24 protein-coding genes are annotated in these 22,013 nt (G+C 66.6%); 12 read left to right on the plus strand and 12 right to left on the minus strand.

Annotated elements, in window-relative coordinates:
- Nucleotides 1–197: 197 nt before the first annotated feature.
- Nucleotides 198–1,205 (minus strand): TraB/GumN family protein, encoded by a 1,008-nt coding sequence (locus tag XINFAN_RS07815; protein WP_124085938.1) that lies wholly within the window; start codon nucleotides 1,203–1,205, stop codon nucleotides 198–200.
- A gap of 255 nt (nucleotides 1,206–1,460) precedes the next feature.
- On the opposite strand from XINFAN_RS07815, the gene groES reads away from it, so the two are divergent.
- Together groES and groL are read left to right on the plus strand one after the other, a co-directional pair.
- A complete protein-coding gene (gene groES / locus XINFAN_RS07820) occupies nucleotides 1,461–1,748 on the plus strand; it encodes a co-chaperone GroES (RefSeq protein ID WP_124085939.1) in 288 nt (95 codons plus the stop codon).
- Between the two features lie 74 nt (nucleotides 1,749–1,822).
- The gene (gene groL, locus XINFAN_RS07825; protein ID WP_124085940.1) at nucleotides 1,823–3,460 is read left to right on the plus strand and encodes a chaperonin GroEL; all 1,638 of its coding nucleotides are present in this window, start codon (nucleotides 1,823–1,825) and stop codon (nucleotides 3,458–3,460) included.
- A 333-nt stretch (nucleotides 3,461–3,793) separates the two neighbouring features.
- Here groL and XINFAN_RS07830 read toward each other — a convergent pair whose 3' ends face one another.
- Nucleotides 3,794–4,306, minus strand: a complete 513-nt coding sequence (locus XINFAN_RS07830) for a GreA/GreB family elongation factor (protein ID WP_124085941.1) — start codon at nucleotides 4,304–4,306, stop codon at nucleotides 3,794–3,796.
- Between the two features lie 109 nt (nucleotides 4,307–4,415).
- Here XINFAN_RS07830 and XINFAN_RS07835 point away from each other — a divergent pair, with 109 nt between their 5' ends.
- Complete coding sequence (locus XINFAN_RS07835; protein ID WP_124085942.1) at nucleotides 4,416–4,814, plus strand: low affinity iron permease family protein; 399 nt, start codon at nucleotides 4,416–4,418, stop codon at nucleotides 4,812–4,814.
- A gap of 39 nt (nucleotides 4,815–4,853) precedes the next feature.
- Nucleotides 4,854–5,561 (plus strand): alpha/beta hydrolase, encoded by a 708-nt coding sequence (locus tag XINFAN_RS07840; protein WP_124085943.1) that lies wholly within the window; start codon nucleotides 4,854–4,856, stop codon nucleotides 5,559–5,561.
- Nucleotides 5,562–5,610: 49 nt separating this feature from the next.
- On the opposite strand, the gene XINFAN_RS07845 is transcribed toward XINFAN_RS07840, so the two are convergent.
- Nucleotides 5,611–6,675 (minus strand): 5-(carboxyamino)imidazole ribonucleotide synthase, encoded by a 1,065-nt coding sequence (locus XINFAN_RS07845; protein ID WP_124085944.1) that lies wholly within the window; start codon nucleotides 6,673–6,675, stop codon nucleotides 5,611–5,613.
- Entirely contained in the window at nucleotides 6,668–7,153 is a 486-nt protein-coding gene (gene purE / locus XINFAN_RS07850; protein ID WP_124085945.1) for a 5-(carboxyamino)imidazole ribonucleotide mutase, read from the minus strand. Before purE ends, XINFAN_RS07845 begins: the two co-directional genes overlap by 8 nt.
- Before the next feature lie 211 nt (nucleotides 7,154–7,364).
- Here purE and XINFAN_RS07855 point away from each other — a divergent pair, with 211 nt between their 5' ends.
- The 5 genes from XINFAN_RS07855 (at nucleotide 7,365) to XINFAN_RS07875 (ending at nucleotide 11,381) form a co-directional block, all read left to right on the plus strand.
- The gene (locus tag XINFAN_RS07855; protein WP_124085946.1) at nucleotides 7,365–8,261 is read left to right on the plus strand and encodes a TIGR01459 family HAD-type hydrolase; all 897 of its coding nucleotides are present in this window, start codon (nucleotides 7,365–7,367) and stop codon (nucleotides 8,259–8,261) included.
- 140 nt (nucleotides 8,262–8,401) lie between these two features.
- On the plus strand, nucleotides 8,402–8,854 hold the full coding sequence (locus XINFAN_RS07860) for a MaoC family dehydratase (protein ID WP_124086016.1): 453 nt from the start codon (nucleotides 8,402–8,404) through the stop codon (nucleotides 8,852–8,854).
- 53 nt (nucleotides 8,855–8,907) lie between these two features.
- On the plus strand, nucleotides 8,908–9,828 hold the full coding sequence (locus tag XINFAN_RS07865; protein ID WP_124085947.1) for a bifunctional riboflavin kinase/FAD synthetase: 921 nt from the start codon (nucleotides 8,908–8,910) through the stop codon (nucleotides 9,826–9,828).
- 90 nt (nucleotides 9,829–9,918) lie between these two features.
- A complete protein-coding gene (locus XINFAN_RS07870) occupies nucleotides 9,919–10,371 on the plus strand; it encodes a YcgN family cysteine cluster protein (protein WP_124085948.1) in 453 nt (150 codons plus the stop codon).
- Complete coding sequence (locus tag XINFAN_RS07875) at nucleotides 10,371–11,381, plus strand: threonine aldolase family protein (RefSeq protein ID WP_124085949.1); 1,011 nt, start codon at nucleotides 10,371–10,373, stop codon at nucleotides 11,379–11,381. Before XINFAN_RS07870 ends, XINFAN_RS07875 begins: the two co-directional genes overlap by 1 nt.
- A 4-nt stretch (nucleotides 11,382–11,385) precedes the next feature.
- Here XINFAN_RS07875 and XINFAN_RS07880 read toward each other — a convergent pair whose 3' ends face one another.
- On the minus strand, nucleotides 11,386–12,171 hold the full coding sequence (locus XINFAN_RS07880; RefSeq protein ID WP_124085950.1) for an alpha/beta fold hydrolase: 786 nt from the start codon (nucleotides 12,169–12,171) through the stop codon (nucleotides 11,386–11,388).
- 182 nt (nucleotides 12,172–12,353) lie between these two features.
- On the opposite strand from XINFAN_RS07880, the gene XINFAN_RS07885 reads away from it, so the two are divergent.
- Both XINFAN_RS07885 and XINFAN_RS07890 read left to right on the plus strand, forming a co-directional pair.
- Nucleotides 12,354–13,373 (plus strand): ribose-phosphate pyrophosphokinase, encoded by a 1,020-nt coding sequence (locus XINFAN_RS07885; RefSeq protein WP_124085951.1) that lies wholly within the window; start codon nucleotides 12,354–12,356, stop codon nucleotides 13,371–13,373.
- 146 nt (nucleotides 13,374–13,519) lie between these two features.
- Entirely contained in the window at nucleotides 13,520–14,560 is a 1,041-nt protein-coding gene (locus XINFAN_RS07890) for a phosphatase PAP2 family protein (protein ID WP_160144566.1), read from the plus strand.
- Nucleotides 14,561–14,644: 84 nt separating this feature from the next.
- Here XINFAN_RS07890 and XINFAN_RS07895 read toward each other — a convergent pair whose 3' ends face one another.
- From XINFAN_RS07895 to XINFAN_RS07925, 7 genes are all read right to left on the minus strand, one after another.
- A complete protein-coding gene (locus tag XINFAN_RS07895; RefSeq protein ID WP_124085953.1) occupies nucleotides 14,645–14,992 on the minus strand; it encodes an H-type lectin domain-containing protein in 348 nt (115 codons plus the stop codon).
- Between the two features lie 110 nt (nucleotides 14,993–15,102).
- Nucleotides 15,103–15,504: a F0F1 ATP synthase subunit epsilon gene (locus XINFAN_RS07900; RefSeq protein ID WP_124085954.1), complete on the minus strand. Its 402-nt coding sequence runs from the start codon at nucleotides 15,502–15,504 to the stop codon at nucleotides 15,103–15,105.
- A 10-nt stretch (nucleotides 15,505–15,514) separates the two neighbouring features.
- On the minus strand, nucleotides 15,515–16,957 hold the full coding sequence (gene atpD / locus XINFAN_RS07905; RefSeq protein WP_124085955.1) for a F0F1 ATP synthase subunit beta: 1,443 nt from the start codon (nucleotides 16,955–16,957) through the stop codon (nucleotides 15,515–15,517).
- Between the two features lie 21 nt (nucleotides 16,958–16,978).
- Entirely contained in the window at nucleotides 16,979–17,848 is an 870-nt protein-coding gene (locus tag XINFAN_RS07910) for a F0F1 ATP synthase subunit gamma (RefSeq protein WP_124085956.1), read from the minus strand.
- A gap of 21 nt (nucleotides 17,849–17,869) precedes the next feature.
- On the minus strand, nucleotides 17,870–19,408 hold the full coding sequence (gene atpA / locus XINFAN_RS07915; protein ID WP_124085957.1) for a F0F1 ATP synthase subunit alpha: 1,539 nt from the start codon (nucleotides 19,406–19,408) through the stop codon (nucleotides 17,870–17,872).
- Entirely contained in the window at nucleotides 19,408–19,968 is a 561-nt protein-coding gene (locus XINFAN_RS07920) for a F0F1 ATP synthase subunit delta (protein ID WP_124086017.1), read from the minus strand. Before XINFAN_RS07920 ends, atpA begins: the two co-directional genes overlap by 1 nt.
- A gap of 375 nt (nucleotides 19,969–20,343) precedes the next feature.
- Entirely contained in the window at nucleotides 20,344–21,135 is a 792-nt protein-coding gene (locus XINFAN_RS07925; protein WP_124085958.1) for a class I SAM-dependent methyltransferase, read from the minus strand.
- 61 nt (nucleotides 21,136–21,196) lie between these two features.
- Between XINFAN_RS07925 and gloB the strand changes: the two genes are divergently transcribed.
- Nucleotides 21,197–21,964, plus strand: a complete 768-nt coding sequence (gene gloB, locus XINFAN_RS07930; RefSeq protein WP_124085959.1) for a hydroxyacylglutathione hydrolase — start codon at nucleotides 21,197–21,199, stop codon at nucleotides 21,962–21,964.
- Nucleotides 21,965–22,013 lie beyond the last annotated feature (49 nt).

Genomic DNA, 22,013 nt, shown 5'->3' on the forward strand with positions numbered 1-22,013 from the left:
CGTGGCGGGGTTGATCACCGGGAGCGTCCGGCCCCCGGTCGCCGCGCGCCACTGGCCGTCGATGAAAAGAAGCGTGTCGCGGTAAGCGGTCATGGCGGTATCCTTGCGGCTGTCGTCTTGCGGATGGGAAGGGCGGGCGCCCGCCAGAGCCATAGCGCCAGACGGCGGTGCGGTCCACAGGCGGCCGGGATCTGGACTTATGGAACGGCGGGCATTGGCATTTCGCGGATCTGCCAGCCGTTGGCGGCCAGAAGGTTCAGCACCCCCGCCTCGCCCGACAGATGCAGCGCGCCGAAGGCCACCACCACCGGCCCCGCCGCGGCAGCCTCTTCGATCACCGGAATCCAGGCCCGGTTGCGCCGCGTCATCAGGATTTCCTCCATCATGGCCATTTCGGCGTCGATCTCTTCACGGGTGTAGCCGGGCTGGTCATAGGCATACAGCCGGGTCAGTTCCCAGATCAGCCGCGAATCGCCCTGGAAATACAGTTCGGCCAGCGTCACCGCGAAATCCTCGGACTGGCCTTCCAGCGCCAGCGTCGATTCGATCATCGCCAGCGACTGATCGTCGGTCAGCGAGCCGAAGATGCTGAAGATCGTGTCATAGGCTTCCAGCGCCCGGATCGGCACGCCCGCCGCCTGCGCCGCGTCGATCAGCCGGCCATCGAGCCCTTTGGGCAGTTGCTGATCGGCCAGCTGGCAGGGCGGGATCGCAAGAACCACAGTCGCATACCAGGGCTGGAACTTCGCCGCCATGATCGAGGGGATGCCGCGCGCCTCCAGCGCCTCGGACAGCCGCCGCCAGGTGTCGCGCGGCAGCCGCTCCAGCAGCGACGGCCCCTCGGTGATGAACATCAGCGAGGGATTCTCGCCCATGGCGCGCAGAAGTGCGGCCTCCTCATCCGGCCCGGCCTCGACCAGCAGCGCATCGGCGGCTTCGATCCGGGGCGCCAGCGCCGCCACCACCGGATCGTGGCGCGGATCGTCCATATGATAGGTTCCGGCGAGGATCATGCTCTGGCCCTGGCGCTCGGCGGTCCAGAAATTGCCGCGCGGCCAGGGCACCGCATCGGCGCGCGCGCCGATCGCGGCGCGCTCGCCCGGCATCATCTGATCCATCAGATTGACGCCGGCGCAATCGGCCCGCACCCCCGCCCCCGCAAGCGTGAAAGCCGCAGTCAGGGCAAGGGCGATCAGACGGGTCATGGCGGTTCCTTCCGGGCAGCGCGTTGTGGCCAAGGTGGCACCGAAGCGCCGCCGGACCAAGAGCGCGGGCGAAGATTTTCTCCGGCGATTTTATCCGGCACGCCGGATTCCGTCCCGCCCGCCGCCCTGTGCGCAAATTCGCCGCAACCGGGTGTTGACAGGCCCGCGGCCTTTGCCTACCTCTTTCGCCGTTAGCACTCGCCCGGCGTGAGTGCTAATCACATTCAACCTGGATACCCATGGGAGTGTTACCAGATGGCTTTCAAACCGCTGCATGACCGCGTGCTGGTCCGCCGCGTCCAGTCCGAGGAAAAGACCAAGGGCGGGCTGATCATCCCCGACACCGCCAAGGAAAAACCCGCCGAGGGCGAGATCGTCTCGGTCGGTGAGGGCGCGCGCAAGGATTCGGGCGAGCTGATCGCACCGAGCGTCAAATCGGGCGACCGCGTGCTGTTCGGCAAATGGTCGGGCACCGAAGTCACGCTCGACGGCGAAGAACTGCTGATCATGAAGGAAAGCGACATTCTCGGCATCATCGGCTGATGACCGGGGGGCTCCGGCCGCTGCCGTGAGCCGCGCTTTCCGCCACCAAACCCATACATCCAAGGAGACAGCACATGGCTGCCAAGGACGTTAAATTCACCACCGACGCCCGCGACCGCATGCTCAAGGGCGTGAACACCCTGGCCGATGCGGTCAAGGTGACGCTCGGCCCGAAAGGCCGCAACGTCGTGATCGAAAAGTCGTTCGGTGCGCCCCGCATCACCAAGGACGGCGTCTCGGTCGCCAAAGAGATCGAACTGGCCGACAAGTTCGAGAACATGGGCGCCCAGCTCGTCAAGGAAGTCGCCTCGCGCACCAATGACGAAGCCGGCGACGGCACCACCACCGCCACCGTGCTGGCCCAGGCCATCATCAAGGAAGGTCTGCGCTCGGTCGCGGCCGGCCTGAACCCGATGGACCTCAAGCGCGGCATCGACCTCGCCACCGGCAAGGTCGTCGAAGCGATCAAAGCCGCTTCGCGCCCGGTCAAGGATTCGGACGAAGTCGCCCAGGTCGGCACCATCTCGGCCAATGGCGAGACCCAGATCGGCCGTTTCATCGCTGACGCGATGCAGAAGGTCGGCAACGAGGGTGTGATCACCGTCGAAGAAAACAAGGGCATGGACACCGAAGTCGAAGTCGTCGAAGGCATGCAGTTCGACCGCGGCTACCTCTCGCCCTATTTCGTCACCAATGCCGACAAGATGATTGCCGAGCTGGAAGACGCCTACATCCTGCTGCACGAGAAGAAACTCTCGTCGCTGCAACCGATGGTTCCGCTGCTGGAAGCCGTGATCCAGTCGCAAAAGCCGCTGGTGATCATCGCGGAAGACGTCGAAGGCGAAGCGCTGGCGACCCTCGTGGTCAACAAGCTGCGCGGCGGTCTGAAAATCGCTGCCGTCAAGGCTCCGGGCTTCGGCGACCGCCGCAAGGCCATGCTTCAGGACATCGCGATCCTGACCGGCGGCCAGGTGATCTCGGACGATCTGGGCATGAAGCTGGAGAATGTCGGCGTCGACATGCTCGGCCGCGCCAAGAAGGTCCAGATCAACAAGGACAACACCACCATCGTCGACGGCGCCGGTGAAAAGGCCGAGATCGAAGCCCGCGTGGCCCAGATCCGCACCCAGGTCGAGGAAACCACCTCGGATTACGACCGTGAGAAGCTGCAAGAGCGCGTGGCCAAACTGGCTGGCGGCGTTGCGGTGATCCGCGTCGGCGGTGCGACCGAAGTCGAAGTGAAAGAGCGCAAGGACCGCGTGGACGACGCGCTGAACGCGACCCGTGCGGCCGTGCAGGAAGGCGTGGTCGTCGGTGGCGGCGTGGCTCTGGTGCAGGCGACCAAGGTTCTGGAAGGGCTGAAAGGCGCCAACTCCGACCAGGAAGTCGGCATCGGCATCATCCGCCGCGCGCTGGAAGCTCCGCTGCGTCAGATCTCGGAAAACTCGGGTGTCGACGGCGCCGTGGTTGCCGGCAAGATCCGCGAATCCTCGTCGAACGCTTTCGGCTTCAACGCCCAGACCGAAGAATACGGCGACATGTTCGCTTTCGGCGTGATCGACCCGGCGAAAGTCGTCCGCACCGCGCTGGAAAACGCGGCTTCGGTCGCTTCGCTGCTGATCACCACCGAAGCCATGATCGCCGACCGTCCGGCCGACAAGGCTGCGGCTCCGGCGATGCCGGGCGGCGGCATGGGCGGCATGGACTTCTGATCCATCCCCCTTGCGGGATTGCGAAGGGCGGCCTCCGGGCCGCCCTTTTCCTTTGCGTGCCCCGGGGATACGGCGCAGCCTGAACGCCGGATGCGGCAGGGGGTGGGAAAGCCACGGCGAATTCCCGCAGCGCGAAACACAACGCATGGGTTCTGCTCTTCGGCGCGGCACGGACTACGATCCTGCGGCCCGGTTCATCCCGGCCGCGACGTGGCGCTGCCGCTGCTCTCGCTCCTTCTGCTGATCCTGGTCGCCGGAAACAGCGGACAGGAGGAGCCGCGCCATCCTCGTGGCAATCGTCGCCGGCGCGGTCAGGATCCTGGCCCGGTTCCGCTACGCGCCAGGCTGACCTCCGGGCAGGCCGATCGCGACCACTTCCAGCGTCAGATCGCCCGCCGGGCGCTTCCACACCACCTCATCGCCGACCTGGGCGCCGATCAGCGCGCGTGCCAGCGGCGAATAGGGCGCGATCCGGCCCAGAGCCGCATCGGCCTCATCCTCGCCGGTGATCTCGTAGACCGTCTCGCGCCCGTCCTCGTCCGCCACGGTGACCGCGAGGCCGAAAGCCACCCCGGACAGATCCTGCGCCGCCGGATCCACCAGAATCGCCGAGGCGAGCCGCGCCTCCAGCCAGCGGATGTCGCGTTCCGCCGCCGCCTCGGGCAGCTTGTCCAGCCGCTCCTCGCGCGCCCGCAGCGCCGCCAGATCGGCCAGCCGCGCCTCCAGCCGCGCCCGCAGATCCGCGAGCCCCCGGGGCGTGACATAATTCGGATGCGGCGACAGCGGCAGTTCCGGCAGATCGGGGCGGTCGATCCCGGCATCCTCGTTGACGAAAGCCCGGCTCATGCGCGCCCCCTCTCCTTCAGACAAAGCCACAGGCTGGCACCCGGGCGCGGGCTTGTCCATCCCCGCGTGGCGGGACAGACTGTCCCACCCCGGCAAAGCGAGGCCCGCCATGAACTACGCCCTGATCGCCCGCAGATCCGCCCGACTGTGCGGGCGCCCGGCCACCCTGCTGGCCGCCGCCTCGTTCATCCTGATCTGGGGCGTCACCGGCCCGCTCTTCGGCTGGTCCGACACCTGGCAACTGGTCGCCAACACCACGACCAGCATCGTCACCTTCCTGATGGTCTTCCTGATCCAGAACAGCCAGGACCACGACACCGCCGCGATCCAGCTCAAACTCGACGAGCTGATCCGCGCGACGCAGGGCGCCCACAACGCGCTGCTCGACCTGGAGGAACTGGACGAGGAGAGTATCGACCTCTTCCGCCTCCGCTATACCCAGCTGGCGCGCGCGGCGCGGGCGGACCGGATCCAGGGGCAAAGCGACACCGGCTCGCCCGAGGCCTGAGCACTTGCGCGATCCCGGGCGCGGCGTAAGACTGCGCCGATGCGCGCGCCCGATCTCACCGGACTTCTGCCCCTCGCCCCGCCGCGCGGCGAATCGGTGGTGCTGATCCACGGCCTCGCCCGCTCGCGCCGCTCGCTGTTGCCGATGGCGGTGGCGCTGAAATCGGCGGGCTACGCGGTGTTCTCCGCCAGCTACCCTTCGACCCGGGGCGAGACCGCGGGCCTGCCCGACCGGCTGACCGCCGCCTTCGCCCGGGCGGGCGGGCCGGTCCATACCGTCAGCCATTCGATGGGCGGCATCCTGTTACGCGACTGGCTGCGCCATCACCGCCCCGCCGCTCTGGGCCGCAGCGTCATGCTCGGCCCGCCGAACCACGGCTCCGAGATCGTCGACCATCTCGGCAGCCTCGCCCCGTTCCGCTGGATCAACGGCCCGGCCGGGCTCTCGCTCGGCACCGGGCCGGACAGCTGGCCGAACCGCCTGCCGCCCGCCGATTTCCCGCTCGGGATCATCGCCGGGAACCGCTCGGTCAGCCCCTGGTTCTCGGCGCTGTTGCCGGGCGAGGACGACGGCAAGGTCAGCGTGGCCAGCACAAGGCTCGACGGGATGAGCGACCACATCACCCTGCCGGTCAGCCACACCTGGATGATGTTCTCGCCCGGGGTGATCCGCCAGACCCTGCATTTCCTGTCGCATGGCCGTTTCGACCACAGCGCGGAAAAGCCCGGCCCGGCCCTTTCATCCTGACTCAAATACCCCCGCCGGAGGCATCCGCCGCCGGACCACAGGCGAGCGTTCAGCCGCTGACGCGGTTCACATGGCCCATCTTTCGCCCGGGCCGGTGCGCGCCCTTGCCGTAAAGATGCACCGCGACGCCGCGCTCTTCCAGCAGCGCCGGCACCTTTTCGACATCGGCGCCGATCAGGTTCTCCATCACCACATCGGCATAGCGCGCACCGTCGCCCAGGGGCAGGCCCGCCACCGCGCGGATATGCTGCTCGAACTGGTCCACCGCGCAGCCCTGTTGCGTCCAGTGGCCCGAGTTATGCACCCTGGGCGCGATTTCATTGACGATAAGGCCCGCGCGGGTGACGAACAGCTCGACCCCCATCACGCCGACATAATCCAGCGCGTTCAGGATCTTCGCGGCCAGCAGCACCGCATCCGAGCGCTGCCCGGCAGAGATCCGCGCCGGCACCGTGGTGGTGCGCAGGATGCCCTCGCGGTGGACATTCTCGCCCGGATCATAGGCTGCGACCCGCCCGTCGAGGCCCCTCGCCGCGATCACCGAAATCTCGCGCTCGAAATCGACGAAGCCCTCCAGCACCGCCGGCGCCCCCGCCATCGCCGCCCAGGCCCCGGGAATATCCGCGTCCGAAGTCAACCGCGCCTGGCCCTTGCCGTCATAGCCGAGCCGCGTGGTCTTCAGGATCGCCGGCAGGCCGATCTTTTCCGCCGCCACGCGCAGATCCGCCTCGCTGTCCACCTGCGCCCAGGGTGCGGTGGTCAGGCCCAGATCGTTGAGAAACGCCTTCTCGGAGATCCGGTCCTGGCTGACCGCCAGCGCCCGGCGGTTCGGGCGGATCGGTTTCAGCGATTCCAGGAGGTCCAGCGCCGAGGTCGGCACGTTCTCGAATTCATAGGTGATGACATCGACGCCTTCCGCGAAGCGGCGCAGCGCCGCCTCGTCCTCGTAGGGCGCGGTGAACAGCACCTCGGCGACATGACCCGCAGGCGCGGCGCCGGGTTCAAAAATATGGCAGCGATAGCCCAGACGGCTCGCGGCGACCGAGAGCATCCGCCCGAGCTGACCGCCGCCGAGAATGCCGATCACCGATCCCGGTTGCAGCGGTTCAGTCATCTTTCGGCTCCTCTGGGATGGAGGCCGACAGGGCCGCGCGCCAGGCGTCCAGCCGCTCCGCGACAGCCGGGTCGGAAACCGCAAGGATCCCCGCCGCCATCAGCCCGGCATTGGCCGCGCCCGCGCTGCCGATCGCCATGGTCGCGACCGGAAAGCCCTTCGGCATCTGCAAAATGGAATAAAGGCTGTCAACGCCCGACAGCGCCTTCGTCTGCACCGGAACGCCTATCACCGGCACCCGCGTTTTCGAGGCCATCATCCCCGGCAGATGCGCGGCCCCCCCGGCGCCCGCGATGATCACCTTCAGCCCGCGTGAGACCGCCGCGCGTCCGTAATCCCACAGCCGGTCCGGGGTGCGATGCGCCGAGACGATCTTCGCCTCATAAGCGATTCCCAGCTCGTCGAGGATCAGCGCGGCCTCTTTCATCGTGGCCCAGTCCGACTGCGAGCCCATGATGATGCCAACGGATACGGTCATGTCCGGCCTCCGGTTCCCTTGCGCGGTCCTATACCGGGCGCGGGACTTGGGCAAGCCGCAGGGCCTTTGCGCTTTGCGCCAGACTGCTCTAAACCAGACGGGCCTAAACCAGACGGGCCTAAACCAGACGGGCCTGAACCAGGCTGGCCCAAAACAGGCTGGCCTGAACCAGACGGGCCTGGATCCGGGGCAGGACAGGAAAGGACGCGCCATGGCAGGACAGCCGACCACCGAACTCATCGGATCTCTGAGCGAGGTCGTGGGCAATTACGATGCCGTATTCTGCGATCTCTGGGGCTGCCTGCACAACGGCAAGGCGGCCTTCCCCGCCGCCGTCGCGGCCTTGCAGGCGGCGCGGGCCCGGGGGGTGACGGTGCTTCTGCTGACCAATTCGCCGCGCCCGAAACAGGGGGTGAGTGACCAGATCGGCCGGCTCGGCGTGCCGCGCGACGCCTGGGACGAGATCGCCACCTCGGGCGACGCGGCGCAATACGGGCTGGTGACCGGCGCCGTCGGGCGGCGGGTGTTCCATATCGGTGCGCCGAAAGACATGGGATTTTTCGCGGATTTCGCCCCCGATCTGGCAGAGATCGCCGCAACGCAGCCGCCGGTCACGCTGGTGCCGCTGAAAGAGGCCGAGGGCATCGTCTGCACCGGGCTGCGCGACGACCTGACCGAGACCCCGGAGGATTACCGGGCGGAGCTGCTGCTCGGTAAGACGCTCGGCCTGCCGATGCTCTGCGCCAACCCCGACATCATGGTCGATTACGGCGACCGGCGGATCTGGTGCGCGGGCGCGCTCGCGCGCGATTACGAGGAACGGGGCGGCCGCACGCTCTATTTCGGCAAGCCGCATCCGCCGATCTACGACCTTGCCCGGCGCCGGCTGAGCGCGCTGACCGGGGCCGCGGATCCGGCGATCCTGTGCATCGGCGACGGGCTTTTCACCGACATCCAGGGCGCCGCGGGCGAAGGAATGGACGCGCTTTTCATCACCGGCGGACTGCATGCCGCGGAATATGGTCAGCCGCCCGAACCCGGAAAGCTGATGTCCTGGCTGGCGCAGGAACAGGCCAATCCGCGCTACGCCATGCCGCTGCTGACCTGATACTGCGATGCGGCGGAAATTTTATTCCCAACCACAGCAACAACGCGCAAATTAGTTACCCGAAAGATTGCGCTGCATTGCGGCATATGTTACGTTTCTGATGGACGAAGAAGATTCGCCCGCTGACAGGAAGCGCCATGATGTTAGATTCCAGCCACAATCAGCCGCGCGGCACCATCTGCATCGAAGATCTCGAAATCGGGATGCGGCGCAGCCTGACCAAACAGGTCACCGATCGCGACATCGAACTGTTCGCCGAGGTCTCGACAGACCGCAATCCGGTGCATCTGGACGATTCCTACGCGCAGGACACCATCTTTCAGGGCCGCATCGCCCATGGGATGCTGACCGCCGGGCTGATTTCGGCGGTGATCGGCGAGCAGCTTCCCGGTCATGGCACGGTCTATCTGGGCCAGACGCTGAAATTCATGGCCCCCGTGCGGCCCGGCGATATGGTTACCGCCGAGGTCACGGTGCTGGCGATCGACCATGCGAAACGCCGGGTGACCCTTGAAACCACCGCATCCGTGGGTAAAACAACGGTCCTGAAGGGTGAGGCGGTCGTTCTGGCCCCAAGCCGTAAATTCGACTGAACGGGGTCCGGCCAGACCATCTGCGCCCGCGGCCCTGAAACCCGCGGGGAAAGATGCAGATTCACCAGGACTGGCAATGGCTCGACCCCGCTGCCCGCGGCACTTCCTGCGCGCTCGGGAATTTCGACGGCGTGCATCTGGGCCACCAGGCGGTGATCGACCTCGCCCGCGGCCCCGAACCGCTTGGCATCGTCTGTTTCGAGCCGCATCCGCGCCAGTTCTTCGCCCCCGACGGCCCGCCCTTCCGGCTGATGAATGCCGAGGCGCGGGCGAACCGGCTGGCCAAGCTGGGGGTGGAACATCTGTTCCAGCTTGCCTTCAACGCGGGCCTTGCCGCCCTTACCCCCGAGGAATTCGCCCGCGACGTGCTGGCCGAGGGGCTGGGCATCCGCCATGTGGTGATCGGCGAGGATTTCTGCTTCGGCAAGGGCCGCGCCGGCACCGCCCGGGACATGAAACGGCTGGGCGAGGCGTTCGGCTTCCGCACCACGATCGCGCCTTTGATCCGCAGGGGCGGGATCGGCGTGTCCTCGACCGCGATCCGCGATGCGCTGGCCGAGGGCCGCCCGCGCGACGCGGCGGAAATGCTGGGCCACCTGCACCGGATCGAGGGCGAGGTGATCCATGGCGAGAAGCGCGGCCGCGAACTGGGGTTCCCCACCGCCAATATGGAACTGGCCGGGCTGCATCTGCCGCGCTTCGGGGTCTATGCGGTGCGGGTCGATGTGCTTACCGGCCCGCAGACCGGCAGCTATATGGGCGCGGCGAGCCTTGGGGTGCGGCCGATGTTCAACGGCGTGGCGCCCAATCTGGAAACGCATCTCCTGGATTTCAAAGGCGATCTCTACGGCCGGCATCTCTCGGTCGCGCTGGTGGACTTCCTGCGCCCCGAGCTGAAATTCGACGGGCTGCCCGCGCTGATCGAGCAGATGAACCGCGACTGCGATCAGGCGCGCGAGATCCTGGCCGAGTGAGCGCCAAATTCCTTCAAAGGAATTTGCAAAAATCTTCGAAGATTTTTGCGCCCCCTTCCCTTTCGCGGATCCAGGGGGCAGATGTATCCCATGTCCGATCTGCGCCCCCGGTTCTGGGAAACCGTTCCCCTCAAGAAGATGACTCCCCCCGAATGGGAGGCGCTTTGCGATGGCTGCGGCAAATGCTGCCTGAACAAGCTGGAGTTCGAGGACACCGGCGAGCTGGTTTTCACCTGCGTCGCCTGCCGGCTGTTCGATAACGACACCTGCCGCTGCTCGGACTATCCCAACCGCAAGCGCCATGTCCCCGAATGCGTGATCCTGACGCCGAAGACGCTGGCGAAATCGGCTTACTGGATGCCCGCCACCTGCGCCTACAAACTGCTCTACTACGGCGAGAAACTGCCCGACTGGCACCCTTTGCTCACCGGCGATCCTGACAGCACCCACACCCTCGGCCCCTCGATCCGGGGCCGGACGGTTTCGGAACTGACCGTGCCGGAAGAGGACTGGGAAGATTACATCTTCGAGGAAGACGTCTGATGTTCTTCGCCTCCGACAACACCTCCGGCGTGGCGCCGCAGATCATGGCGGCGCTTGCGCGCGCGAACGAGGGCTGGCAGCCGGGCTACGGCACCGAAGCGGCGATGACCCGCGTCACCGCCCTCATCCGCGAGATCTTCGAGGCCCCCGGGGCCGCCGTCTGTCTGGTCACGACCGGCACCGCGGCGAATGCGCTCGCGCTCGGCTTGCTGACGCCGCCCTGGGGCGCGGTGTTCTGCCAGACCCGTGCCCATATCGCCGAGGACGAATGCGGCGCGCCGGAATTCTACACCCATGGCGCCAAGCTGGTGCTCGCGGGCGGCGATCACGGCAGGATCGACCCCGGGGCTCTGCGCGCGGCGCTTGCCGCCACCGGCACGGGCGGCGTGCATGGCGTCCAGCGCGGCGCGCTGTCGCTGACCAATGTCACCGAGGCCGGGACGGTCTACACGCCCGCCGAGACCGCCGCGCTGGCACAGCTCGCGCGCGACCACGGCCTGCCGGTGCATCTCGACGGCGCGCGTTTCGCCAATGCGGTGGTGGCGACCGGCGCCAGCCCCGCCGATCTGACCTGGCGGGCGGGGGTGGACGTGCTGTCCTTCGGCGGCACCAAGAACGGCTGCATGGGGGTTGAGGCGGTCGTGATCTTCGACCCGGCCCGCGCCTGGGAATTCGAGCTGCGCCGCAAGCGGGGCGGGCATCTCCTGTCGAAACACCGCTACCTCTCGGCCCAGTTCGAGGCCTATCTGACAGACGGGCTCTGGCTCGACCTTGCCGCGCGCGCGAACCGCGCCGCCGCGCGTCTGGCCGAAGGGCTGGCCCGGATCCCCGGCGTCACGCAGCGCCATCCGGTGCAGGCGAACATGATGTTCCCGGCCTGGCCCGCGGGCACTCACGAACGGTTGCGCGCCATGGGGGCGGAATATTACCAGGACGACGCGGGCGCGCGCCTGGTCACAAGCTGGGCCACGAGCGACGAGGATATCGACCGCTTCCTCGCCGCCTTCTGAGGCGTCACGCCCGCGCCAGCAGATCCTGCATCGCCTGCGCCAGGGGCGCCGGATGGGTCAGCGGCAGCATATGCGCGGCCCCCGCCACGGTCAGACGGCGCACATCCGGCAGCCGCGCCGCCAGCGTATCGAGGATCGCCGCCACCACCGGCGGGCTCCGGCCCCCCTCGGCCAGCAGCACCGGCACCCCGATCCCCTCCAGCCCGCCGGGACGCAGGAGGCCCGCAAGGTCGTCCATCAGCAACGGGCCGGGGGCGACGACCAGCGGCATCCGAGCGGTCAGATACTCGCGCTGGCGGGCGGGCAGCGCGGCGAAGGGCAACCCCGCCCCCCATTCGGCGTGGAACAGCGCCGCCGCCGCTGCGGGATCCTGCCTCAGCAGCCGCGCGACCGCGGCCTGTTTCGCATGGCATTCCGCCCAGGCCGGGGTGCCGCGGGCGGCGGCGAACAGCACCGGCTCGACCAGCGTGAGACTGCGCACAAGCTCCGGGCGTTCCAGCGCCAGCCGCAGCGCCACGGTGGCGCCGAAACTGTGGCCGATCAGATCGACCGGCGCCTGTCGCGCGGCCAGTTCCGCCGCCACCCCGGTCGTGAGTTCGTGGAAATCCGCGCCCTCGGGCATGGCGGCCGAGTCGCCATGGCCGGGCAGGTCGGGCGCGATCAGTTCCACGCCGGGCAGCGCGCCCGCCAGCGGCGCCCAGGCCCCGCCATGGGCCAGCGCGCAATGCAGCGCCAGCAGCGGCCGCGCGCCTGGCGGGCCGAACCTGCGCAGGGCGGTCGGGTGGGTCATCTCGCCTCCTGTCTTCGGGCCGCACCGGGGATAGACCTGCGCCCGCACCGCCGCAACCCGTCTGACGCGGGCATTTTCGCCACGTCGGCGCGGGATTCGCCCTGTGCCGCCCCTTTGCCCCGGGCGCGGGCGGTGGTATGCGGCGCGCATCCCGATTCCGCTGCCCACACGGAGCCCCTGCCATGGCCGCCATCACCGAGCCGAAGCTCATCTCCGGCAATGCCAATCTGCCGCTTGCCAAATCCATCGCGCGGCGCATGTCGATGCACCGCGGCATGTCGCTCAACCTGGTGGATGCGCGGGTCGAGCGGTTCAACGACCAGGAGATCTTCGTCGAGGTCTTCGACAATGTGCGCGGCGAGGACATGTATGTCATCCAGCCGACCTCGAACCCGGCGAACGACAATCTGATGGAGCTGCTGATCATGGTCGATGCGCTGCGCCGGTCCTCGGCGGCGCGCATCACCGCGGTGATCCCCTATTTCGGCTATGCCCGCCAGGACCGCCGCACCAAGGCCCGCACGCCGATCAGCGCGAAGCTGGTGGCGAACCTCATCCAGACCGCCGGGGTCGACCGGGTGCTGACGCTCGACCTGCACGCGGCGCAGATCCAGGGCTTCTTCGACATTCCGGTGGACAACCTTTACGCCAGCCCGGTTTTCGCGCTGGACATCGAGCACCATTTCCGCGGCCAGCTGAGCGATGTGATGATCATCTCGCCCGACGTGGGCGGCGTGGCCCGGGCGCGCGAGATCGCCAAGCGCATCAACGCGCCGCTCGCCATCGTGGACAAGCGCCGCGAGAAGGCGGGCGAGGTCGCCGGGATGACGGTGATCGGCAATGTCGAAGGCAAGAAATGTATCATCGTCGATGACATCTGCGACACCGCCGGCACACTCTGCAAAGCCGCCGAGACCCTGATCGAGGCCGGCGCGACCGAGGTGCATTCCTACATCACCCATGGCGTTCTCTCGGGCCCCGCGGTCGAGCGGGTGCAGAACTCGGTGATGAAATCCCTGGTGATCACCGATTCGATCGAGCCGACCGAGGCGGTGAAATCCTGTCCCAACATCCGCATCGTGCCGACCGCGCCGATCTTCGCCCAGGCCGTGCTGAACATCTGGGGCGGCATGTCGGTCTCCTCGCTGTTCGAGACCGATACCCTGGTGCCGATCTACGAAAGCCTCTATCCGCGCAGCTGAGTGCGGGACGTGTCCCGTTACAGAACAGATTTTTCCATATTCTGCCCTTTTCAGGCCATAATGGCGGGTCATCCAGCAGACTGTTTTCAGGCTGTGGAAAGCAAATGCAAAAGGTCGCCATCTTCCAAGAGTCCCGTTTTCTTCCCTTGATTCGCCCGGCACTGCGACAGCACGGGCTGCTGATCGCGGTCACCGGCCTCTATGCGTTGATTGCCTTTTCCCTGACCCGGATCCATGCGCCGGTCATGGAAAGCGGGATGGGCTGGGTCTTGGTATGGAACTTCCTCAGCTATGTGCCCGGCATGATCTATTTCATGCTGCTGTGGCGCTTTCTGCATATGCGCTTCGTGGTGCGCCCCTGCGACCAAATGGCCTGGTTCAGGACTGACATCCGCGCCACCGTGACCGATCCGCAGCGCATCGTCACTGGCGTGATAGGCTTCGTGCTGGTGGTGACGATCATGATCTCGTTCGGGCTTCTGAAAAAGCTGATCCCAATCCTCCAGCCGTTCTCCTGGGACGAGGCTTTCGCGGCCATCGACAATTCGGTGCATTTCGGACTGGACCCCTGGCGCGTCCTGCATGGCGTGATAGGCTATTCTTGGATCATCACCCTAGTGACGGGCGCTTATAATTACTGGATGTTTCTTTTATATTTCGTTCTGCTGCTTACCTGTTTCAGCACGACCGATCCATGGACCAGGATTCGTTATCTGATCGCCTTCGTCTTTTGCTGGGGCGTGGGCGGGAATCTGGTCGCCACGCTGTTTTCCTCGGCAGGGCCGGTCTATTATGAGCGCCTCGGATTCGGCGACTATTACGCGCCGCTGATGCAGGCTTTGCACGAGCATGCCACCAGCCAGCCCATCACCGTGCTGGAACCTCAGGACGCGCTCTGGGAATACTACGCGGGGCCGGTCGGGCTGAACGGGATCTCGGCCTTTCCCTCGATGCATGTTGCCTCAACCGTGCTGATGACGCTCTACGCTTGGCAGTTCAGCCGCCTTGCCGGGCGTATCATGGTGGGCTTTTCGGTGGTGATCCTGCTCGGTTCGGTGCTGCTGGCCTGGCATTACGCGGTGGACGGCTATGCCGGGATCGTCATCGCCTTCCTGTCCTGGTGGGGCGCGGGCACACTGATGCGACTGTTCCCGCGCTGGACGCCCCCCCGCACCCTCGCCATGTGAACCACGATTTCTCGTAAGAAATCGTGCCGGAGCCTTCAAAGGCTCCGGACCGGAGTTTTTGAAAACTCCGGCGCGCGCGGGGGGTCAGCCCACGTCCCAGTCGTCCTCGTCGCGCAGGGGGCCGATGGCGGTCCAGTCGGCGCGCACCCGGGCCACGCGGGAATCGCCCCAGGTGCGGAACACGATGTGGAACCCTTTCACCGTCACCGCCTCGGCCGTGATGTCGGCGCGCGAATTGGTCTGGCTGTCCATGTCCCACATCGAAAGGCCGACCATCACCGCGGGCGGCGCGATGAACTTTTCGCGGAAATTGACGATGAAGCGGCTCTCGCGGTTGCCCTGTCCGGTCCACATCTGGCCACCGTCGGCAAAATCGGAAAACAGCACCCGCGACCCCTGGAGAATGCCTATCGGAGAGTGGAAGCGGCGCATGCGGGTCTTTCCGGGTCCTGGATCTGCGGTCGGCCCATAATGGCAGGAAACAAGGTTAAAAAAAGGAAAAGCCCCGCCAAAAGGCGGGGCTTCTGCGTTTCCGCCTGACCTCAGTGCTTCAGCACGGCCTCGCGCAGCGCGGCCACGTCATTGACGGTCTTTTCGGCCTGGGCCTTGTCGGCGGGCAGTGCCGCCGCGGCCTCGGCGCGGGCCTCGGCCAGCAGTTCGTCCAGCACCGCCGGAGTCGCTTCGGCGACCGGGATCGCGCGTTCCGCCAGAACGGTGACGCTGGCCGGCGAGATATCGGCGAAGCCGCCGGTCACCACGAAGCTTTGCACGCCTGCGGCGGTGACTGCGCGCAGGACGCCCGGACGCAGGGTGGTGATGGTGGGGCTGTGCCCCTCCATCGCCGTCATATCGCCCTCGGCACCGGGGATCTGCACTTCGGTCGCAGGGACCGAGGCCAGTTTCCGCTCGGGGCTCACCAGGTCGAATTGCAGATTGCCTGCCATTTACGCCCCCTTACGCCGCAGCCGCGGCGAGTTTGGCAGCCTTGGCCTTCACTTCTTCGATATCGCCGACCATGTAGAAGGCGGCTTCCGGCAGGTGGTCATATTCGCCGGCCACAACCGCTTTGAACGAAGCGATGGTTTTCTCCAGCGGAACCTGAACGCCGTCCGAGCCGGTGAAGACTTTCGCCACGTCGAACGGCTGCGAAAGGAAACGCTCGATCTTGCGGGCGCGGGCCACCGTCAGCTTGTCGTCTTCCGACAGTTCGTCCATGCCGAGGATGGCGATGATGTCCTGCAAGGATTTGTATTTCTGCAGGATGCGCTGCACCGAGGTCGCCACGCCGTAATGCTCTTCGCCGATGACCAGCGGGTCCAGCAGACGCGAGGTCGAACCCAGCGGATCCACAGCCGGGTAGATGCCTTTTTCCGAGATCGCACGGTCAAGCACGGTCGTCGCGTCGAGGTGGGCGAACGAGGTTGCCGGCGCCGGGTCGGTCAGGTCGTCTGCCGGAACGTAGACGGCCTGCACCGAGGTGATCGAGCCGTTCTTGGTCGAGGTGATGCGTTCCTGCATCGCGCCCATATCGGTCGCCAGCGTCGGCTGATAGCCCACGGCGGAGGGGATACGACCCAGCAGAGCCGAGACTTCCGAACCGGCCTGGGTGAAGCGGAAGATGTTGTCCACGAAGAACAGCACGTCGGCGCCGGTCTCGTCGCGGAACTGCTCGGCCAGCGTCAGGCCCGACAGGGCGATCCGCATCCGGGCGCCCGGGGGCTCGTTCATCTGGCCGTAAACAAGGGCGATTTTCGACTTTTCCAGATCGTCGGGAACGATAACGCCCGATTCGATCATCTCGTGGTAAAGGTCGTTGCCTTCACGGGTCCGCTCGCCCACACCGGCGAACACGGACACACCCGAGTGCACTTTCGCGATGTTGTTGATCAGTTCCATGATCAGAACGGTCTTGCCCACGCCGGCGCCGCCGAACAGGCCGATCTTGCCGCCTTTGGTGTAAGGCGCCAGCAGGTCGATGACCTTGATACCGGTCACAAGGATCTCGGTCGCGGTCGATTGTTGTTCAAAGGCCGGGGCGGGCGCGTGGATCGCGCGGCGGGTTTCGGTGTTGACCGGGCCTTTTTCGTCCACCGGCTCGCCGATCACGTTCAGGATGCGGCCGAGCGTCGCGGTGCCGACCGGCATCGAGATCGGGGCGCCGAGATCTTTCACCGGGGCGCCGCGGACCAGACCCTCGGTCGCGTCCATAGCCACGGTGCGGACGGTGTTCTCGCCCAGGTGCTGGGCCACTTCAAGGACCAGCGGTTTGCCGTTGTTCTCGGTTTCCAGCGCGTTGAGGATCGCGGGAAGCGCGCCCTCGAACTGAACGTCCACGACCGCGCCGATGACCTGGGTGACCTTGCCGCCGGCGGCAGCGGCTTTCGGTGCTCTTGCCATTGTCTGAATTCTCCGGGTTCGTCAGAGCGCCTCGGCGCCCGAGATGATTTCGATGAGTTCCTTGGTGATCGCGGCCTGACGGCTCCGGTTGAACTGGATCGTCAGCTTGTTGATCATGTCGCCCGCGTTGCGCGTCGCGTTGTCCATCGCGGACATCCGCGCGCCCTGCTCCGAGGCGCCGTTTTCAAGGAGAGCGGTGAAGATCTGCGTCGCCACATTGCGCGGCAGAAGATCGGCGAGGATCACCTCTTCGGTCGGCTCGTAATCGTAAAGCGCGCTGGTCGCGGCGCCTTCCTCGAACTTCGCCGGGATGATCTGGGTGGCGGTCGGGATCTGGCTGATCACCGACTGGAAGCGCGAGTAGAAGATCGTGACCACATCGGCCTCGCCGCCGTCGAAAGCCGCCGTCACCTGGCGCGCGACCGCCGCGGCATTGGCATAGCCGATGCGCTTGACCTCGCTCAGGTCGACATGGCCGACGAAGGCATGGCCCCAGTCGCGTTTCAGCTGCTCGCGGCCCTTCTTGCCGACGGTGAGGATCTTCACCGTCTTGCCCGCCGCCGCCAGTTCCTGCGCGTGGTTCCGCGCCAGTTTGGCGATCGACGAGTTGAAGCCGCCGCAAAGCCCGCGCTCGGCCGTCATCACCACCAGAAGATGGGTCTGATCCTTGCCGGAGCCGGCCAGAAGGCGCGGCGCGCCTTCCGATCCGGCCACGCCGGCGGCGAGCGAGGCCATGACCGCGTTCATCCGCTCGGCATAAGGGCGACCGGCCTCCGCCGCTTCCTGCGCGCGGCGCAGTTTCGCGGCGGCGACCATCTGCATCGCCTTGGTGATCTTCCGCGTGTTCTTGACGCTGTTGATCCGGTTTTTAAGGTCCTTAAGGCTGGGCATCTGCCGATCTCCTCAGGGCTCTTATGCGAAATCTTTGGCGAATTCGGCGATAGCGGTCTTCAGCTTCTCTTCGTCAGCGCCTTTGATCTTCGGATCGGCCGAGGTGATCCAGTCGAGGATGTCCTTGCGCGGGCCGCGCAGGTAAGCCAGCAGCCCCTGCTCGAACCGGCCGACATCCTTCACCGCCACCTTGTCGAGGAAGCCCGCGGTGCCGGCATAGATCACCGCCACGATTTCGGCGTTGGTCAGCGGCGAATATTGCGGCTGTTTCATCAGCTCGGTCAGACGGGCACCACGGTTCAGCAGCGCCTGGGTCGAAGCGTCGAGGTCGGAGCCGAACTGGGCGAAGGCCGCCATCTCGCGATACTGGGCGAGCGACAGTTTCACCGGGCCGGCCACGGTCTTCATCGAGTTGGTCTGCGCCGAGGAACCCACGCGGGAAACCGAGAGGCCGGTGTTCACCGCCGGACGGATGCCCTGGTAGAACAGTTCGGTCTCAAGGAAGATCTGGCCGTCGGTGATCGAGATCACGTTGGTCGGGATGAAGGCCGAGACGTCGCCGCCCTGGGTTTCGATCACCGGCAGAGCGGTCAGCGAACCGGCGCCGAAGTCCTCGTTCAGTTTCGACGAACGCTCCAGCAGGCGGGAGTGCAGGTAGAACACGTCGCCCGGATAGGCTTCGCGGCCCGGCGGGCGGCGCAGCAGCAGCGACATCTGACGGTAAGCCACGGCCTGTTTCGACAGGTCATCATAGATGATCAGGGCGTGACGACCATTGTCGCGGAAGAATTCCGCCATGGCGGTCGCCGAATAGGGCGCCAGGTATTGCAGCGGAGCCGGGTCGGACGCGGTCGCGGCCACAACGATGGTGTAAGCCAGCGCGCCGGTCTCTTCGAGTTTCTTCACCAGCTGCGCCACGGTCGAACGCTTCTGACCGATAGCCACATAGATGCAGTAGAGCTTCTTCGACTCGTCGTCGCCGGCGGCTTCGTTGTAGCTCTTCTGGTTCAGGATGGTGTCGAGCGCCACGGCGGTCTTGCCGGTCTGACGGTCGCCGATGATCAGCTCGCGCTGGCCGCGGCCAACCGGGATCATGGCGTCGATGGCCTTGAGGCCGGTCGCCATCGGCTCATGCACCGATTTGCGCGGAATGATGCCGGGGGCCTTCACGTCGGCCACGCGGCGCTCGGAGGCCGCGATCGGGCCCTTGCCGTCGATCGGGTTGCCGAGACCGTCGACCACGCGACCCAGAAGCGCGTCACCAGCCGGCACGTCCACGATGGATTTGGTGCGCTTGACGGTATCGCCTTCCTTGATGTCCTGGTCGGAACCGAAGATCACGACGCCGACGTTGTCGACTTCCAGGTTCAGCGCCATGCCGCGGATGCCGCCGGGGAATTCCACCATCTCGCCGGCCTGGATGTTGTCCAGTCCGTAAACGCGGGCGATCCCGTCGCCGACCGACAGCACGCGGCCGATTTCGGCCACTTCAGCGTCCTTGCCGAAGTTCTTGATCTGCTCTTTCAGGATCGCAGAGATCTCAGCAGCCTGGATTCCCATCACCCAACCTCTTTCATGACATTCTGGAGAGAAGCGAGCTTCGATCTGACCGACGTGTCGATCATGACCGAGCCCAGCTTGACGATAAGTCCGCCGATGAGGCTTTCATCGACAGTGGTGTTCAGTTTGACGGTCTTGCCGACGCGGGCCTTCAGCGTCTCGGCAAGTTTCTTCGCCTGGGCTGCCGTCAGTTTGGTGGCGGCGGTGACCTCGGCGGTGACCTCGCCCTTTTCTTCGGCGATCAGATCGCCCAGAACGGCCAGGAATTGCGGCAGGACGAACAGACGGCGCTTGTCGGCCATCAGCGCCAGCGTGTTCACGGTCAGCGCGTTCAGCCCCATCGCCTTGCCCACCGCCGCCAGGGCGCGGGCCTGGTCGGCGCGCACGACCACCGGCGAGGCGATCAGCGCGTTCAGCTCGGGCGAGCCGGCAAGGGCCTCTTTCAGCTGGGCGGCGTCAGCCTCGATGGCCGCCAGCGCGCCCCCTTCTTTCGCCAGATCGAAAAGCGCGGTGGCATATCGCGCGGCAATGCCCTGAGAGATCGAAGCTGGTTCCGCCACGGTCGTCCTTCCCATTCCTGCGGCCTCACCTTACCCGCCCACCGGCGCCTGCGATCAGGTCACGCGCCATGGACAAAGAGGCCTTTGTATCCCGCTGTTCGCGGGCGTCCTTAGCAGAGGGCGGAACACCCCGCAACCTCGTCGGTCGCGGTTTCGTGAGGGTTTCACCAGGGAAGCAGGTGGCTCAGCACCTGCCCGAAGGGATTGCGACTCTATGCAGCAGCCCCATGCGCCAGAATGACGCAGGAGCTACCCGTTCGGGCAGAATCACGTTAGCGCCGGACAATTCGCACGGCAATCCGGCGGGAAAAGCAAAAGCCATGCCAGAGTGCCGCGGCCCCGCGCCTTACGGCGGCACTGGCGGGCCGCCTCCCCTCAGCCGGCAGGCCCGGGGCGCCCGCCCCGCCGGTGCGGCACCTGGTTCATCGCCGGCTCGGCCGAGCCGCCGCGCACCCCTTCCAGCACCTTCAGCGGCCGCGTCACCACCGCCTTCAGCCCGCCACGGGTGGGGGCGTAGACCTGTTTCGTCGCCTCGACCATCAGCACGCCGCCGGACAGCCAGGGCAGGCGGCGGCCCAGCCCCTCCCACAGATCGGCGGTGCGCAGCCAGAACGGCGCCTGGCTGGGCGGCGCATGCAGCACGGTCACGCTGCGCTCGGGGGTGAAACCGTGGCGGCGCAGCTGCGCCTCAAGCTGCGCGCCGGAATAGGGCCGGCCGTAGCCGAAGGGCGTGCCGTCCCTGCGCGCCCAGAGGCCCGAGCGGTTCGGCACCACGAAGACCGCCCGCCCGCCGGGGCCGAGCACGCGATGCGCCTCCTCCAGCACCGCCGAGGGCTGTTCGCTGGTCTCCAGCCCGTGCATCAGCGCAAGCCGGTCCACCAGCCCGGTGGGCACCGGCCAGGCGGTGTCCTCGCACAGGACCGAGACATTGGGCATCCCCGCGGGCCAGGGCATCACCCCCTGCGGCCCCGGCATCAGCCCGATCACGCGGCGCGCCTCGCTCAGCCAGGGCCGCAACAACGGCACCGCAAAGCCGAAACCCGCCACCGTCTGCCCCGGCGCGGGCGTCCACAGCCGCGTGAGCTGATCGCGGATCGCACGCTGCGCCACCCGCCCCAACTGGGTGCGGTAATAGAAGTCTCGCAGATCCTGCACGTCGAGGTGCATTGCGGCGGGGGCCTCCTTCGGGCGATGCTGGGGTATCTTAACGGCGCGGAAAGGAAAGACCATGGCCCTCGAACTCGTCACCATCCCCTGCCTTGCGGACAATTTCGCCTTTCTGCTGCATGACGCGGGTTCAGGCGAGACCGCGCTGATCGACGCGCCCGAGGCCGGGCCCATCCTGGCGGCGCTGAAGGCGCGCGGCTGGAGCCTGCACCAGATCCTGATCACCCATCACCACGCCGACCATATCCAGGCGGTGGACGAGATCCGCGCCGCGACCGGCGCACAGGTGCTGGGCGCGGAGGCCGACCGCCACCGCCTGCCCGCGCCGGACCGCGCGCTGCGTGAGGGTGACCGCGTGCAGATCGGCCCCGAAGAGGGCGTGGTGATCGACGTGCCCGGCCATACCCTGGGCCATATCGCCTTTCATTTCCCGCAGTCGAAGATGGTCTTCACCGCCGACAGCCTGATGGCCGCGGGCTGCGGGCGGCTGTTCGAGGGCAGCGCGGATCAGATGTGGCACAGCCTGCAAAAGCTGGCCGCGCTGCCGCCGGAAACGCTGATCGGCTCGGGCCATGACTATCTCGACGGCAATCTGCGTTTCGCCGCCAGTCTTGAACCGGACAATCCCGCGCTTATCTTGCGTATCGAAGGGCTGGAAAGGCTGCGCCGCGAAGGCCGCCTGCCGATGCCCTCGACGCTTGCCGAAGAACTGGCGACCAACCCCTTCCTGCGCGCGCATCTCGCGGGCATGAAGGCCGCCGTGGGGATGCCGGACGCCCCCGACGCCCTGGTCTTTGCGGAAATCCGTGCCCGCAAGGACAGGTTCTGAGGCGGGACGCGCGGGCGGGTATCACTTTCCTGCAATCCGCCGACAGAAT

Source organism: Pseudogemmobacter humi (assembly GCF_900609055.1).
Taxonomy (GTDB): Bacteria; Pseudomonadota; Alphaproteobacteria; order Rhodobacterales; family Rhodobacteraceae; genus Pseudogemmobacter; species Pseudogemmobacter humi.